Source organism: Pseudomonas sp. lyk4-R2A-10, assembly GCF_030209075.1.
Classification (GTDB): Bacteria; Pseudomonadota; Gammaproteobacteria; order Pseudomonadales; family Pseudomonadaceae; genus Aquipseudomonas; species Aquipseudomonas glycinae.
In genome coordinates, this window is the sequence record NZ_JARVSR010000015.1 from 69,941 (window position 1) to 83,735 (window position 13,795).

General features: G+C 61.4%; 15 protein-coding genes. 5 read left to right on the top strand and 10 right to left on the bottom strand.

The window, feature by feature from the left end; all coding sequences use genetic code 11:
• Positions 1-5: 5 nt before the first annotated feature.
• The 3 genes from paoC to paoA are packed head-to-tail and all read right to left on the bottom strand — an operon-like array spanning position 6 to position 3,795.
• Positions 6-2,204 carry an aldehyde oxidoreductase molybdenum-binding subunit PaoC gene (gene paoC, locus QRN46_RS25455; RefSeq protein WP_201817488.1) on the bottom strand — a complete coding sequence of 733 codons (2,199 nt, stop codon included), beginning with the start codon at positions 2,202-2,204 and terminating at the stop codon, positions 6-8.
• Entirely contained in the window at positions 2,201-3,157 is a 957-nt protein-coding gene (locus QRN46_RS25460; protein WP_201817484.1) for an FAD binding domain-containing protein, read from the bottom strand. Before QRN46_RS25460 ends, paoC begins: the two co-directional genes overlap by 4 nt.
• Positions 3,154-3,795, bottom strand: a complete 642-nt coding sequence (gene paoA / locus QRN46_RS25465; RefSeq protein WP_011333547.1) for an aldehyde dehydrogenase iron-sulfur subunit PaoA — start codon at positions 3,793-3,795, stop codon at positions 3,154-3,156. The genes QRN46_RS25460 and paoA overlap by 4 nt, the downstream gene beginning before the upstream one ends.
• A gap of 322 nt (positions 3,796-4,117) precedes the next feature.
• Here paoA and QRN46_RS25470 point away from each other — a divergent pair, with 322 nt between their 5' ends.
• Together QRN46_RS25470 and QRN46_RS25475 are read left to right on the top strand one after the other, a co-directional pair.
• Positions 4,118-4,324, top strand: a complete 207-nt coding sequence (locus tag QRN46_RS25470; protein ID WP_011333548.1) for a hypothetical protein — start codon at positions 4,118-4,120, stop codon at positions 4,322-4,324.
• A gap of 94 nt (positions 4,325-4,418) precedes the next feature.
• Positions 4,419-5,483, top strand: coding sequence for a hypothetical protein (locus QRN46_RS25475; RefSeq protein ID WP_236676489.1), 1,065 nt, complete (start codon positions 4,419-4,421; stop codon positions 5,481-5,483).
• A gap of 63 nt (positions 5,484-5,546) precedes the next feature.
• Here the strand turns inward: QRN46_RS25475 and QRN46_RS25480 are convergent, their stop codons facing one another.
• Positions 5,547-5,819, bottom strand: coding sequence for a hypothetical protein (locus QRN46_RS25480; RefSeq protein WP_039770930.1), 273 nt, complete (start codon positions 5,817-5,819; stop codon positions 5,547-5,549).
• A 223-nt stretch (positions 5,820-6,042) separates the two neighbouring features.
• On the opposite strand from QRN46_RS25480, the gene QRN46_RS25485 reads away from it, so the two are divergent.
• Together QRN46_RS25485 and QRN46_RS25490 are read left to right on the top strand one after the other, a co-directional pair.
• Positions 6,043-7,122 carry a hypothetical protein gene (locus QRN46_RS25485; protein WP_221615730.1) on the top strand — a complete coding sequence of 360 codons (1,080 nt, stop codon included), beginning with the start codon at positions 6,043-6,045 and terminating at the stop codon, positions 7,120-7,122.
• A gap of 2 nt (positions 7,123-7,124) precedes the next feature.
• Positions 7,125-7,478, top strand: coding sequence for a DUF1428 domain-containing protein (locus QRN46_RS25490; protein WP_011333552.1), 354 nt, complete (start codon positions 7,125-7,127; stop codon positions 7,476-7,478).
• Between the two features lie 15 nt (positions 7,479-7,493).
• Here QRN46_RS25490 and QRN46_RS25495 read toward each other — a convergent pair whose 3' ends face one another.
• Positions 7,494-7,688: a hypothetical protein gene (locus tag QRN46_RS25495; RefSeq protein WP_007957125.1), complete on the bottom strand. Its 195-nt coding sequence runs from the start codon at positions 7,686-7,688 to the stop codon at positions 7,494-7,496.
• 107 nt (positions 7,689-7,795) lie between these two features.
• Between QRN46_RS25495 and thpR the strand changes: the two genes are divergently transcribed.
• Complete coding sequence (gene thpR / locus QRN46_RS25500) at positions 7,796-8,335, top strand: RNA 2',3'-cyclic phosphodiesterase (RefSeq protein WP_285358035.1); 540 nt, start codon at positions 7,796-7,798, stop codon at positions 8,333-8,335.
• Positions 8,336-8,605: 270 nt separating this feature from the next.
• On the opposite strand, the gene QRN46_RS25505 is transcribed toward thpR, so the two are convergent.
• From QRN46_RS25505 to QRN46_RS25525, 5 genes are all read right to left on the bottom strand, one after another.
• Entirely contained in the window at positions 8,606-9,703 is a 1,098-nt protein-coding gene (locus QRN46_RS25505) for a polyamine ABC transporter substrate-binding protein (protein ID WP_285358038.1), read from the bottom strand.
• A 69-nt stretch (positions 9,704-9,772) separates the two neighbouring features.
• Positions 9,773-10,657: an ABC transporter permease subunit gene (locus QRN46_RS25510; protein ID WP_011333555.1), complete on the bottom strand. Its 885-nt coding sequence runs from the start codon at positions 10,655-10,657 to the stop codon at positions 9,773-9,775.
• A complete protein-coding gene (locus QRN46_RS25515) occupies positions 10,654-11,535 on the bottom strand; it encodes an ABC transporter permease subunit (RefSeq protein ID WP_170929740.1) in 882 nt (293 codons plus the stop codon). The genes QRN46_RS25510 and QRN46_RS25515 overlap by 4 nt, the downstream gene beginning before the upstream one ends.
• 29 nt (positions 11,536-11,564) lie before the next feature.
• Positions 11,565-12,707 (bottom strand): polyamine ABC transporter ATP-binding protein, encoded by a 1,143-nt coding sequence (gene potA / locus QRN46_RS25520; RefSeq protein ID WP_007957110.1) that lies wholly within the window; start codon positions 12,705-12,707, stop codon positions 11,565-11,567.
• 219 nt (positions 12,708-12,926) lie between these two features.
• Positions 12,927-13,688, bottom strand: a complete 762-nt coding sequence (locus tag QRN46_RS25525; RefSeq protein WP_011333557.1) for a gamma-glutamyl-gamma-aminobutyrate hydrolase family protein — start codon at positions 13,686-13,688, stop codon at positions 12,927-12,929.
• Between the last annotated feature and the right edge of the window lie 107 nt (positions 13,689-13,795).

Here is a 13,795-nt window from a genome sequence, read left to right on the forward strand (position 1 = left end):
CGGTTTCAGATCATCGGGGGCAACGCATCAAGAATCTTGTCCAGGGTAATCGGATACTCCCGCGCCCGCGCGCCCGTGGCGTTATAGATCGCATTCGCCACCGCCGCACTCACGCCGCAAATCCCGAGTTCACCCACCCCCTTGGCTTTCATCGGCGATGAGATCGGGTCGGTTTCATCGAGGAAAATCACTTCCTGATGCGGGATGTCGGCATGCACCGGCACTTCGTAGCCGGCCAGGTCATGGTTGACGAAAAAGCCTTGGCGTTTGTCTACCGCGAGCTCTTCCATCAAGGCCGCGCCGACGCCCATGGTCATGGCACCGATCACCTGGCTGCGGGCTGATTTCGGATTGAGAATCCGCCCGGCGGCGCAGACTGCGAGCATCCGGCGCACGCGGACTTCGCCGGTGGCGGCATCCACCGCGACTTCGACGAAGTGCGCGCCGAAGGTCGATTGCTGGTACTGCTTGGCGAGGTCGGCGAATTCGATGCTGTCCTCGACTTCGATCGCGGCGTGTTTCGCGGCGTCACGCAACGGCACGTTCTGGTTGCCCAGCCGCACGAGGCCGTCGACAAACTGCGCTTCACCCGCGTTCATGCCCAGTTTGGTTGCGACCGCTTCGCGCAGTTTCATGCACGCTGCGTAGACCCCGGCGGTCGAGCAATTGGCGCCGAACTGGCCGCCGGAGCCAGCTGACACCGGGAAATTCGAATCGCCGAGTCGCACCACCACATCGTCCAGGCTGACCCCCATCATTTCCGCTGCAGTCTGGGCAATGATGGTGTAGCTGCCGGTGCCGATGTCGGTCATGTCGGTTTCAACGGTGATCTTGCCGTCGCGCTCCAGTCGTACCCGTGCGCCGGACTTCACCAGCAGGTTGTTGCGAATCGCCGCCGCGACGCCCATGCCGATCAGCCAGCGACCTTCGCGACGGCTGCCGGGCGTCGCATTGCGCTTATCCCAGCCGAAGCGTTCGGCACCGGTTTGCAGGCATTCGATCAGGCGCCGCTGGGAGAACGGCCGCTCGGTTTTCACCGGATCAACCTGGGTGTCGTTGAGGATGCGGAACTGGATCGGATCGAGTTTGAGCTGTTCGGCCATCTCGTCCATGGCGATCTCCAGCGCCATCAGCCCCGGCGTTTCACCGGGCGCGCGCATGGCGTTGCCTTCCGGCAGATCCAACGGCGCCAGGCGCATGGTCACCAAACGATTTTCGGCGGCGTAGAGCAACTGACTCGGCTGCGCTGCAACCTCGACCTTGCCGTCGGCGAGGTTGCCCGACCAGCCTTCATGGGCGATGGCGGTGAGTTTGCCGTCCGCCGTGGCGCCCATGCGAATGCGTTGAATGGTGGCGGGGCGGTGGGTGGTGTTGTTGGCGATCTGCGGACGGGCGAGGGCGACCTTCACTGGCCGGTTCGCCAGCCGTGCGCCAAGGGCGGCGAGGATCGCGTCGGCACGAATGAACAGCTTGCCGCCGAAACCGCCACCAATGTACGGCGAGATCAACCGCACGTTTTCCTTGGGCAGGCCGAGGGTGGCGGCGATGTCGCCGACGCTCCAGGCGATCATCTGGTTGGAAGTCCAGAGCGTCACCTGATCGCCTTTCCAGGCGGCGAGTGTCGCGTGAGGCTCCATCATTGCGTGGGATTGATCCGGCGTGGTGTAGGTCTGGTCGAACTGCACCGGCGCGGCGGCGAAGGCGCTGGCGAAGTCGCCGTGCTTGACGTCCGGCAGATCGTCTTTCGGTTCCACACCCTGATCGCGCACGCTGGCCAGATCAAACTGACCTTTGTCGGCCGCGTATTCGACGTTGACCAACTGCGCGGCGGCCCGCGCCTGTTCGAAGGTTTCGGCGACCACCAGCGCCACAGCCTGGTGATAGTGCTGAACTTGCGGCCCGGCCAGCAGGTGCGCGGCGTTGTATTGGCCTTTGCCGAGCTTGCCGGCGTTGGCGGCGGTGACGATGGTCAGCACCCCCGGCGCGGCGCGGGCAGCCTCCAGATCGATGCGGGTGATGCGACCCTTGGCGATGGCCGAGCCGACCATCACGCCGTAGGCCTGATTTTTCACGGCTTCGTGTTGCTCGTAGGCGTAAGGCGCCTGGCCGCTGGTCTTCAGCGGGCCTTCGATGCGGTCGGTGGGTTTGCCGATGACGTTCAGCTGATCAATCGGGTTGGTCGTGGCGGGCGTGTCGAATTTCATGCTTCGTCCCTCGTTTGGGCCAGCACTGAGGCAATCGTGCGCTCGACCAATGTCACTTTGAACTGGTTGTCAGCGGTGGGCGTGGCGCCGTCGAGCAGTCGCGCGCTGACGGCTTTTGCGCCTTGCGGCAGCAACGCTTCCGCCGCTTCGACCCGCCAGGGTTTCGGCGCGATGCCGCCGACGGCAACGCGACCGCTGCCATCCTTCAGCAGGATCAGGCCGACGGACACCAGGGCGAAGGCGTACGACGAGCGGTCGCGCACCTTGTGATAGACATGGGTGCCGCCCACTGGCGCGGGCAGGGTGACGGCGGTAATCAGCTCGCCCGGCGTCAGGCTGGTTTCGACATTCGGGGTGGTGCCGGGCAATTGATGGAAGTCCGCGATGGCGATGCGTCGAGTGCTGCCATCAGCCTTGATCGTTTCGATCTGAGCATCCAGCGCACGCATCGCAATCGCCATGTCACTCGGATGGGTCGCGATGCAGGCGTCGCTGACACCGATGATGCCAAGTTGTCGACTGACACCGCCAATCGCCGCGCAACCACTGCCGGGATTACGTTTATTGCAGGCCTGATTGGTGTCGTAGAAATACGGGCAGCGCGTGCGCTGGAGCAGATTGCCGGCGGTGGTCGCCATGTTGCGCAACTGGCCCGATGCGCCGGCGAGCAAGGCGCGGGACAGCAGCGCGTAGTCTTTCCGGACGCGGCTGTCGGCGGCCAGATCGGTATTGCGCACCAGTGCGCCGATGCGCAAGCCGCCGTCGTCGGTGGCTTCGATCCGGTCGAGCCCCAGGTGATTGACGTCTATCAGCTGCTGGGGCGTTTCGATGTCGAGTTTCATCAAGTCCAGCAGATTGGTGCCGCCGGCAATGAAACGTGCGCCTTCGATTTGCGCGGCTTGGGCAGCAGCTGCGGCAGGGGAGTCGGCGCGGCTGTAATTGAACGCTCTCATGCTGGCACCTCCGCGACTTCGCTGATGGCTTCGATGATGTTCGAGTAGGCGCCGCACCGGCAGATGTTGCCGCTCATGCGTTCCTGCAATTCGCTGGCGATCAGTTGCGGTGCTTCGGTGAGGCTGGCGCTGGCGTGGCTGGGGATGCCGTCGCGGATTTCCTGGAGCACGGCGACCGCCGAACAGATCTGTCCCGGCGTGCAGTAGCCGCACTGGTAACCGTCATGCTTGATGAACGCCGCCTGCATCGGATGCAGGTGGTCCGGCATGCCGAGGCCTTCGATGGTGGTGACTTTGGCGCCGTCCTGCATCACCGCCAGGGTCAGGCAGGAATTGATTCGCCGGCCATCGACGATCACCGTGCAGGCGCCGCACTGGCCGTGGTCGCAGCCCTTTTTGCTGCCAGTCAGCTGCAGGTGTTCGCGCAGGGCGTCGAGCAGGGTGGTGCGGGTGTCGATCTCCAGCGTCTGCGGCTTGCCGTTGACTTCGATGGTTACTTTGGCCATGGCCGGTTGCTCCAGGCTGGCCGCGTAGGCCTTGAGGTTGATGAAAGGGGGCATCGCGAACGCAGTCGCGGTCACGGCCCCGAGAATCAGGAAACGGCGTCGGGAAATCGCCAACGGCGGATGGTCGTTCATGGCTGGGCTTCCTCTGATCAGGTCGGCAGGTTGCAAATGACCCGCCAAGGCACGCCGGCGTGGTAGCCAGTCTTGGTCTGTTCTAGGAGTGACCGCAGGGGGGAGGAAAAGGTTTTGTCGGATTTTGCTTCAGGCAACGCCATCAAACGGCCACTGGATGGACGGTCTGGACGTGGTTGGCAGGGCGATGAACGGTCATTGGTGGCCAGTGAATCAAAGCCTTTTTCCCCGGTCGTATCTGCGGCAGCGCGCACTGCGCCTTTAAGGTGTGGGCAGCGCTGACTGTTTTCGTCGTCAAGACCTTGGTTTTAGGAAAATCTGAATGAAGCGTGCAACAAGCCTGCTGCTGACTGTTTCCGCCGCCGTACTGCTGGGCGGCTGTGTGGCGGATTTCGATGATGACCATCGCCATGGCCGGCATTACGACCGCGATCATGGCCGTTACTACGATCATGACCGACGCTGGGACGACCGCGACTACGACCGCCGTGACGGGCGTCGCTACTACCGTGACCGGGATGATGATTGATCAAAGCTGAACAGGCAGGTTTTGAGGGAATGGACGCAATAGTGGCGATTCAGTAGCATCGCGGCTTTTCCCGGCCTTTCCCTCAAGGATGAACATGCCAGTCACTTCGCTTCTTCGCCGGTCTTCGGCATTTTTCGGCTTGATGGTGTCCCTCTCGGGGCTTGTCGGTTGCGCGCTGACAGGAACCTATCAGGACGCCACCGGGCCCGACGCCGCCAAGATGCGTTTTGTGGCCAACACTGACAATGCCACCGTCAATTACTTCGACGCCGAGCATTGCGATGGCATGACCACCGGCATCCTGAACAATTTATTTGTCAGAGACAGTCCGCGGCGGGTAGGCATGACCGTGGCGCCTCCAGAGAAGGCCCGTGGTTATCTGGAAGTGAAGTTACCGCCCGAAAAGGAAGTGTTCCTGCAGGTCAATACCCAAGTGGGCTATGGCGTGTGTGGCGCGGTGTTCAGTTTCAGGCCTGAGCGCGCAACGGAGTATGAACTCACCTTCGAACTCAAGGGCAGCCAATGCTCGACATTGATGCAGCGCCTGCAACGGGTTGATGGCAAGGATGTGCGTACACCCGTCACTATCAGGCGCGATGGATTTGCCGCTTGCGAGGGTCGCAACCCGATCTTTCCGAAACCACCCGCGCTGCTGCCCGATACGCCGGAGCGCACGGCAATGATCGACCGGATCATCGACGGGAGTGCTTTCGTACTCATGAAGTCCGGGTCGGATCAAAAGCCTGTAGCAGCCTTTACTCCCGAAAAACTTGATGCGCTGATCAGCGAGCGCAAGGTCAAACTGGGTTTTGACATGCCAGAGGATTACTGGACGTTGTATCGCCAGAACCTGATCGAATTCGGTAATGAGACGGCGGCCGCTCAAGCTCAAACTCTGGAGCGCTCCACCAATGAGTATCGGCAACGTCTGCGCAGCGCTGAAGACAAGCAACTCAGAGAGTGGTCCCGTGCTGACGATTCCTCTGGCAAACCTGGCAACGCAGCGCCGGCCGATCAGGAAAAGTCGATGATTGTGTATTACTTCCAGACGTCCAGAGCCGTGACATTGGAAGCGGTGAACCATCACATGGACCGCATGGCAAAAATGGATGCGCAATACAACGTTTGCACGCGCTATGCCGAGTGCTGGAAACGCTGATGGGTCAGGCACATCCAGTGCAATGGACTGGCCTGTTCCAGTCGGCGTGTTCAGTGATGCGAATTAAAAATGAGCGCTCGCCCGGACGCTGGATCGCGCAGGCACTGAGGCCTCGATGTCCAGCAAATGGGTGGCGAGAATGTCGCTCAGAAAACGGAACTGATCGTTGAGGCCCACCACTTCATTGCTGAAATGATTGCTGGCGGCGGGCATCAACAGATCTTCAAAAGCTTCGTCGAACACCAGCGCTTGTGTCTTGCGCGACACGGCGTGCTGATCGTAGTAGTTGCTGCCGAAGACCGGGAAACTCACGGCGAGGGTGACGGTATTGATCATGATGTGAACTCCTCGTGCTGTGTGTTTCGGATGGGTTAATCGTGCCTTTGGCGAGCGGTCGGCGGAAGGCAATCGTCGCAATGGTGAATATCGACGCCATTGATGGTTGGACTGATGCAGCCCTGACCAGCGGATAAACGGCGCACCGCACGCACCTATACTCATGTCATCTCCCCCGGATTCTTCAGGTCTCCTGCCCGAAGAACAGATAAGGACCGCCACCGTGAACCTGCGTGCGCTGCTCGTCGCAGCACTGGTGTTGCTGGCCGGCTGCGCCACCACGGCGCGGGCCCCGGTGAGCGCGCCGGCGGTGGTGGTCTCGCCGGCCACCTGGCAGCAGATCGACCGGGAAATCGTCAACGCCTCCCGGCAGGCCACCGAGCAGGTCAAGGTGTTCGCCCGTGGTTCGATGGAACATTGGCGCATTCGGGTCTATGAGCAAACTGAAGAAAATTTCATCCCGTGGTTCAGCAGCTACTGGACCCAGGAATGGCTGTCGATGAAGGTCAGCTGGTACACGATCAGTGCCAGCGGCGAGCAGGACACTTCGGCCAAGCGACTGGCGGATTACCTGCTGGAGCAATATCAGGAACGCGTGCTGGCGCCGGTGGCGGTGGAGATCGACCCGGACGCGATCCTCGGCCAATCCACCGCGTTTTACGCGCAACTGATGGCGCAGCAGATGCCGGTCATCGCCCAGCGCCACGGCGTGCCCATTGCCCAGCTCAACGGGCGATTGCAGAAAATCCCCGCCATCGCCCTTGGTCCGCCGCCGGCGCGGGACGCCTCGCTGTACCAGGTTGTCAGCACTGAGCCGTTGAACACGCTGCCGGCCTACGCCGCGTTGATCGACAAGATCCACACTGATGGCGGCTCGAAAGGCGTGGCCTCGACTGAATCGGCCATGGCGCCGGTGGCCAAGCGCGCCAGCCAGCGCATGGAGGCGGAAATGGCCCCGCGCGGCGCTGCCAGCGCGGTGGCGGCAGCGGCAGGCAAATTGGCCGGTGCGCTGATTTCGGTCGGTGTGGCGGGCATCCGCGCGATCATTCAGGCCAACGACCGTCCTGACAGCGAAGCTTTGATCCGCAGCAGTCTGGGCAACACGTTCGACAAGGCCTGGGTGAAACTGGTGCAAAACCCGACCACCGGCGTGATGGCCGGCACGCTGCACATGGCGGCGCAGGTCGAGGGCAATCTGGGCGGGCGAGATGAACCGTCGGTCGGGTTGGGCGTCAACCGTGTCGAATGGCGGCCGCCCGAGTCGACTACCCAGCAGATCGAACCCACCCTGCAAGGAGAATGATCATGGCTTACATCGATGTTTTCGTGGCGCCCGTGCCGAATGCCAACCGCGAACAGTACAAAAAACACTGCGAAATCGCCGCGAAGCTGTTCAAGGAATACGGCGCGCTGGAGGTGATTCAGGGCTGGGGCGATGACGTGCCGGACGGCAAGGTCACCTCTTTCCCGATGGCAGTGAAACTCAAGGAAGGCGAAACCGTATCCGCCGGCTGGCTGGTCTGGCCGGACAAGGCCACCCGCGACACCGGCATGGCGAAAATGATGGAAGACCCGCGCATGCAACCGGACGCCAATCCGATGCCGTTTGATGGGCAGCGGATGATCTTCGGTGGCTTCAAGGACATTCTCGAGCCTTGATGCCGCGTTGCCGGGTCACTCCGCCGACGGGGTGATCCGGCAGCCTTTGCGGTTGCGAATCTGCTCGTCCGTCGGCCGCTCGCGGACGAATTCGAAACGCGGCTCTCCTTCGCTGTAATGCACCAGCCAGCCCCATTCCAGTTCGCTCTCATCCTGTCCGGGATTCGGCGGTCGGGCCCACCAGGGTTCTTTGCTGAGGATCTCGCGCATGACGTCCTCCGGTTGATGGCAATCGTTGAACTATAAACCCCATGCCGAGAGTCGCCAGAAACGGGCGTGTAGAATCCAGGGATCTCGACGAACGAAGGAGCGTGGCCATGACGGACGAAACGCGCGGGGATCAACCGGTCAAGCGGCTGTTTTTCGCCCTGGACTGCCCGCCGGCGCAGCGCAAGGCGATTGCCCAGTGGCGCAGCGAACTGGGTTTGCGTACCGGTAAACCGGTGCCGGCCGACAACTTTCACCTGACGCTGCTGTTTCTCGGCGCGGTGCCGTTGGCGCAGATCGGCGAAGTCTGCGAGGCGGCAGCGAAGGTGCGCATACCGGGCGAGGCGCTGAGGATTTCGCTGGATCGGTTGCAGGTCTGGCGGCGTGCCGGGGTGTTGTCGCTGGCGCCGGAGCAGGCCCCGCAGGCATTGCTGCGACTGGTGTATGCGTTGGAGCAGGCAATGTTGCCATTCGGATTTGAAGAGGCGACGCGCGAGTATCGTCCGCACCTGACGCTGGCCCGCGACTATCGGGCGCCGGAGCCGGAATCCGCCACGCCGCCGGAATTCTTCCTGCGGGCCGAACGCTTCGCGCTGTTCGAATCCCACAAGGGCCGCTACCGCTCGCTGGCCGACTGGCCACTGATCTGAGCCACAAAAAAAGGCGCCCGAGGGCGCCTGAATTCACCTGAACCGAGGAAAGCCAGGTGAGGCCGTTCAGAGCAGGGGGCAGCGGTGGTAAGGCGCTGCATGAACGGAAACTTTCGAGACTGATCGCTGACTGTCTGATCGTTCCCACGTCGAGGCGTCGAACCGTCCGCGTGGGAATGCCTCAATGGACGCTCTGCGTCCGCTTTGGGACGCGGAGCGTCCCGGGCTGCATTCCCACGCAGAGCGTGGGAACGATCATCGGTGGTGCCATCACTTGCCGAGTTTCACGCGGGTCCAGCCCCGGGTCATGATCCGTTGCGTGGCAATCGGCTGATCCGGCACTGCATACAGTGTCGCCATCACTTCCTGCGACGGGTACGAGCCCGGGTCGTTGCGGATCGCTTCGTCCACCAGCGGCGTCGCGGCTTCGTTGGCGTTGCTGTAGCCGATGCTGTTGGTGACCTCGGCGATGATGTCCGGGCGCATCAGGAAGTTCATGAACAGGTAAGCGTTCTCGACGTTGGCGGCATCGCGCGGGATGGCGACCATGTCATAGAAACTGCCGGCGCCTTCCTTGGGAATGCTGTAGTCGATCTCGACCTTGTTGCCGGATTCCACCGCACGGGCCTTGGCCTGCAACACGTCACCCGAGTAGCCGACGGCCACGCAAATGTTGCCGTTGGCCAGATCGGAGATGTACTTGGACGAATGGAAATACGCCACCGACGGCCGGATCTTCATGAACAGCGCTTCGGCTTCGGCGATGTGCTTCACGTCCTTGTCGTTCACCGGATAGCCCAGGTAGTGCAGGGCGGCCGGGATCATTTCGGTGGGCGAGTCGAGGAAGCTGATACCGCAGGCCTTGAGCTTCTCGGCGTTCTCCGGTTTGAACAGCAGGTCCCAGGAATTGGTCGGCGCATTCTTGCCGAGCACTTCCTTGACCTTGTCCGGGTTGAAGCCGATGCCGATCGAACCCCACATGTACGGGAACGCGTGGGCGTTGTCCGGATCACTGGCGGAGGCGTTTTTCAGCAGCACCGGGTTGAGGTTTTTCCAGTTTGGCAGTTTCGATTTGTCCAGGGTCTGATAGACCCCGGCCTTGATCTGCTTGGCCAGGAAACTGTTGGACGGCACCACGATGTCGTAGCCGGATTTACCCGCGAGCAGACGCGCCTCGAGGGTTTCATTGCTGTCGAACACGTCGTAGGTCACGCGGATGCCGGTCTCGTCCTCGAACTTCTTGACGGTGTCCGGGGCGATGTAATCCGACCAGTTGTAAACGCGCAGCACCTTGTCGTTGGCCTGGGCGCCTGTGGCGATTGCGCCCAATAAGGACAGTGTCAGCAGAGTCCTGCCAAACATTTTCATCGGTGAAACTCCATTCTTTTTATTCAGAAGCTTTTAAGCAAAAGCGCAAAGCCGTAAAACGCGACGGCCTCAGGCCGTCGCTGCTACTCGTTGAGGTTGCGGTTGCTGCCACGATTCGTTGGCAGTCTGATCCATCGCTTCCTGAATCGCCCGCTTGCGGTTGGCTTCCGCCTTGCGGCCGAAGTACCAGACCAGGAAGGTCACCAGCGACACCGCCAGCAGAATCAGGCTGGCCACAGCGTTAATCTCGGGCTTCACGCCCAGACGCACCGCCGAAAAGACTTCCATCGGCAGGGTGGTGGAGCCAGGGCCCGACACGAAGCTCGCCAGCACCAGGTCGTCCAGCGACAGGGCGAACGACATCATGCCGCCCGCCGCCAGCGACGGCGCGATCATCGGGATGGTGATCAGGAAAAACACTTTGAACGGTTTCGCGCCCAGATCCATCGCCGCTTCTTCGATCGACAGGTCCAGCTCGCGCAAGCGGGCGGAGACTACCACCGCCACATAAGCGGCACAAAACGTGGTGTGGGCGATCCAGATCGTGACGATGCCACGCTCCTGCGGCCAGCCGATCAGTTGCGCCATCGCCACGAACAGCAGCAATAGCGAGAGACCGGTGATCACCTCAGGCATCACCAGCGGCGCGGTGACCAGACCACCGAACAGCGTACGACCCTTGAAGCGGGTCACGCGGGTCAGCACGAACGCAGCGAGGGTGCCCAACGCTACGGCGGCAATCGCGGTGTAGCAGGCGATTTCCAGCGAGCGCACCACCGAGCCCATCAGTTGGGTGTTGTCGAGCAGGCCGACGTACCACTTCACCGACCAGCCGCCCCAGACCGTCACCAGTTTGGAGGCGTTGAACGAGTAGATCACCAGAATCAGCATCGGCAGATAGATGAACATCAGGCCGAAGATCAGCATGAACTTTGAAAATCCGAAGCGTTTCATCCCCGTCCCTCCATCTCTTTGGCCTGGCTGCGGTTGAACAGCAGGATCGGCACAATCAGGATCAACAGCATCACCACCGCCAGAGCAGACGCCACCGGCCAGTCGCGGTTATTGAAGAACTCTTGCCACAGCACGCGACCGATCATCAGGGTCTCCGGGCCGCCCAGCAGTTCCGGAATCACGAACTCGCCCACCACCGGAATGAACACCAGCATGCAGCCGGCGATGATGCCGTTCTTGGCCAGCGGCACGGTGATTTTCCAGAAGTTGTTGAAGTTGCTCGAACCCAGATCCTGCGCGGCTTCCAACAGGCTGCCGTCGTGCTTCACCAGGTTGGCGTAGAGCGGCAGCACCATGAACGGCAGATAGGCATACACGACCCCAATGTAGACGGCGGTGTTGGTGTTGAGGATCTCGATCGGGTGATCGGTGAGCCCGGTCCACATCAAAAATGCGTTAAGCAGACCGTTGTTGCTGAGGATGCCCATCCACGCGTAAACGCGGATCAGGATCGCGGTCCAGGTCGGCATCATGATCAACAGCAACAGGACGTTTTGCGCTTCCTTGCTGGCCTTGGTGATCGCGTAAGCCATCGGGAAGCCGATCACCAGGCACATCATCGTGCTCAGTGCCGCGACCTTCAGCGAACCGAGGTAGGCCGACAGGTACAGCTCGTCCTCGCCAAGCATGGTGTAGTTGCCGATGTTCAGCAGCAGCTGGAATTTCTGTTCGGCGTAGGTGTAGATCTCCGAGTACGGCGGGATCGACAGCGCGGCTTCCGAGAAGCTGATCTTCATCACCAGGAAGAACGGCAGCATGAAGAACAGGAACAGCCAGATGAACGGAATGCCGATGACGAACTTTCGCCCGCTGGGCACCAGGCGCAGGAATTGCTGATTGAAGGTTCTCATGAGCGCAGTACCACGCCGCTGTCGTCTTCCCACCAGACGTAGACCTTGTCGTCCCAGGTCGGCCGCGCGCCACGACGTTCGGCGTTGGCCATGAACGACTGGACGATCTTGCCGCTCGGCAACTCGACGTAGAACACCGAGTGACCGCCGAGGTAGGCGATGTCATGCACCTTGCCTTCGGACCAGTTGTAGCGGGTCTCCGGCTTGATCGTGCTGACCAGCATTTTTTCCGGGCGGATCGCGTAGGTGATCGACTTGTCCTGCACCGACGTGCTGACGCCATGACCGACGTAGATCTTTTGCTGCAAGTCCGGACTGTGAATGATCGCGTGACCTTCAAGGTCCTCGACCACGGTGCCGTCGAAGGCGTTCACGTTGCCGATGAATTCGCAGACCATGCGACTGACCGGCGCTTCATAGATGTCGACCGGGCTGCCGATCTGGGCGATCCAGCCCAGGTGCATGATCGCGATGCGTTCGGCCATGGTCATGGCCTCTTCCTGGTCGTGGGTCACCATCACGCAGGTCACGCCGACGCGCTCGATGATTTCCACCAGTTCCAGCTGCATTTGCGAACGCAGCTTTTTATCCAGCGCGCCCATCGGTTCGTCGAGCAGCAACAGTTTCGGCCGCTTGGCCAGGGAGCGGGCGAGGGCCACGCGCTGACGCTGACCGCCGGACAGTTGATGCGGGCGACGCTTGGCGTATTGGGTCATATGGACGAGGCGCAGCATTTCTTCGACGCGAGCGTCGATTTCGCTGGCCGGCAAACGGTCCTGCTTGAGGCCGAAGGCGATGTTCTGCGCCACGGTCATGTGCGGGAACAGGGCGTAGGACTGGAACATCATGTTGATCGGCCGCTCGTACGGCGGCATGTCGGTGATGTCGACACCGTCGAGCAGAATGCGTCCTTCAGTCGGCCGTTCGAAACCGGCGAGCATGCGCAGCAGGGTCGATTTGCCCGAGCCGGAGCCGCCGAGCAGGGCGAAGATTTCGCCCTGATGGATCTCCAGGGACACATCGTCCACCGCCGTGGTTTCGTCGAACTTCTTGGTAACTCGATCGACCTTCACCAGAACCTTTTTCGGTTGCTGATGACCTTCAAGAGCCTTCCTGTAAGTGCTGGAGGCGTTTGCCATGTGAAACTCCCAACAGGTTTCAGTCGCCGGGCCAACGCGGCCTGGCTTAAGAGTGGATTGCAGACCCGCACCGTGCGGGTTGTTCGGCGCCGCCGTCCTGGCTGCCGGGTGGTGCTTTTTGTTTTCGCGGTGTGTTGCTGATCGCGGATGACGGATGCGCAAGCGCGCAGCCGCCGACCCCGCGGGGGCAGTAAATGGTTTTGCAATCGTTGGGTGGCGTCAGCGCTGGTTGCGTCGCGCCGCACGCTGGCGGCAAGCCTCGCCGAATGCCTGGAAAATCCGCAGGTAGTTCGGGTTGTCCAGCACTTGCCATTCCGGGTGCCATTGCACGCCGAGGGCGAAGGTCGGGCTGTGCTCCACCGAGACCGCCTCGATCAGGCCATCCGGCGCCACGGCTTCGGCGCGCAGACCGGGAGCGAGGCGGTCGATGCCCTGACTGTGAATCGAGTTGACCTGGAATTCACTCGGCAGCTCCAGCGCTTCGAACACGCCACCGGGCAGCACCGTCACGGCATGGGCCGGGGCGTATTGCACGGCGACATCCGGGCTGTCGGCTTCGCGGTGATCGAGCATGCCCGGCAGCTCATGCACCTTCTGGTGCAGGCTGCCGCCGAACGCCACGTTCATTTCCTGGAAACCCCGGCAGATGCCGAGTACCGGAACGCCCGCCGCGATGGCTGCACGCAATAAAGGAAGGGTAGTGGCATCCCGCGCCGGATCGTGGTCCGTGCCGGGAGCGCTGTCCGGGCCCTGATAGTGGAAGGGTTCCACGTTGGACGGCGAGCCGGTCAGCAACAGACCGTCGAGCTGACCCAGCAGATCTTCGATTTCAGTCAGTTGGCCAAGGGAAGGAATGACGACGGGCAACCCCAGCGCCGCAACGCTGACAGCGCGAACGTATTTGTCGCCGCTGATGTGATAGGGGTGCAGGCCAATCTGTTTGACGCACGCAGTAACGCCGATCAATGGCTTGAATGCCATTTTTATTCACCTCGAAGTTTGACACTTGAACGAGCTTTTCCGGAGCTTAGCCTCGTTGATTTTAATTAACAACTCCCATGTAAAAAATTCTAAACGCCGTTCATCAA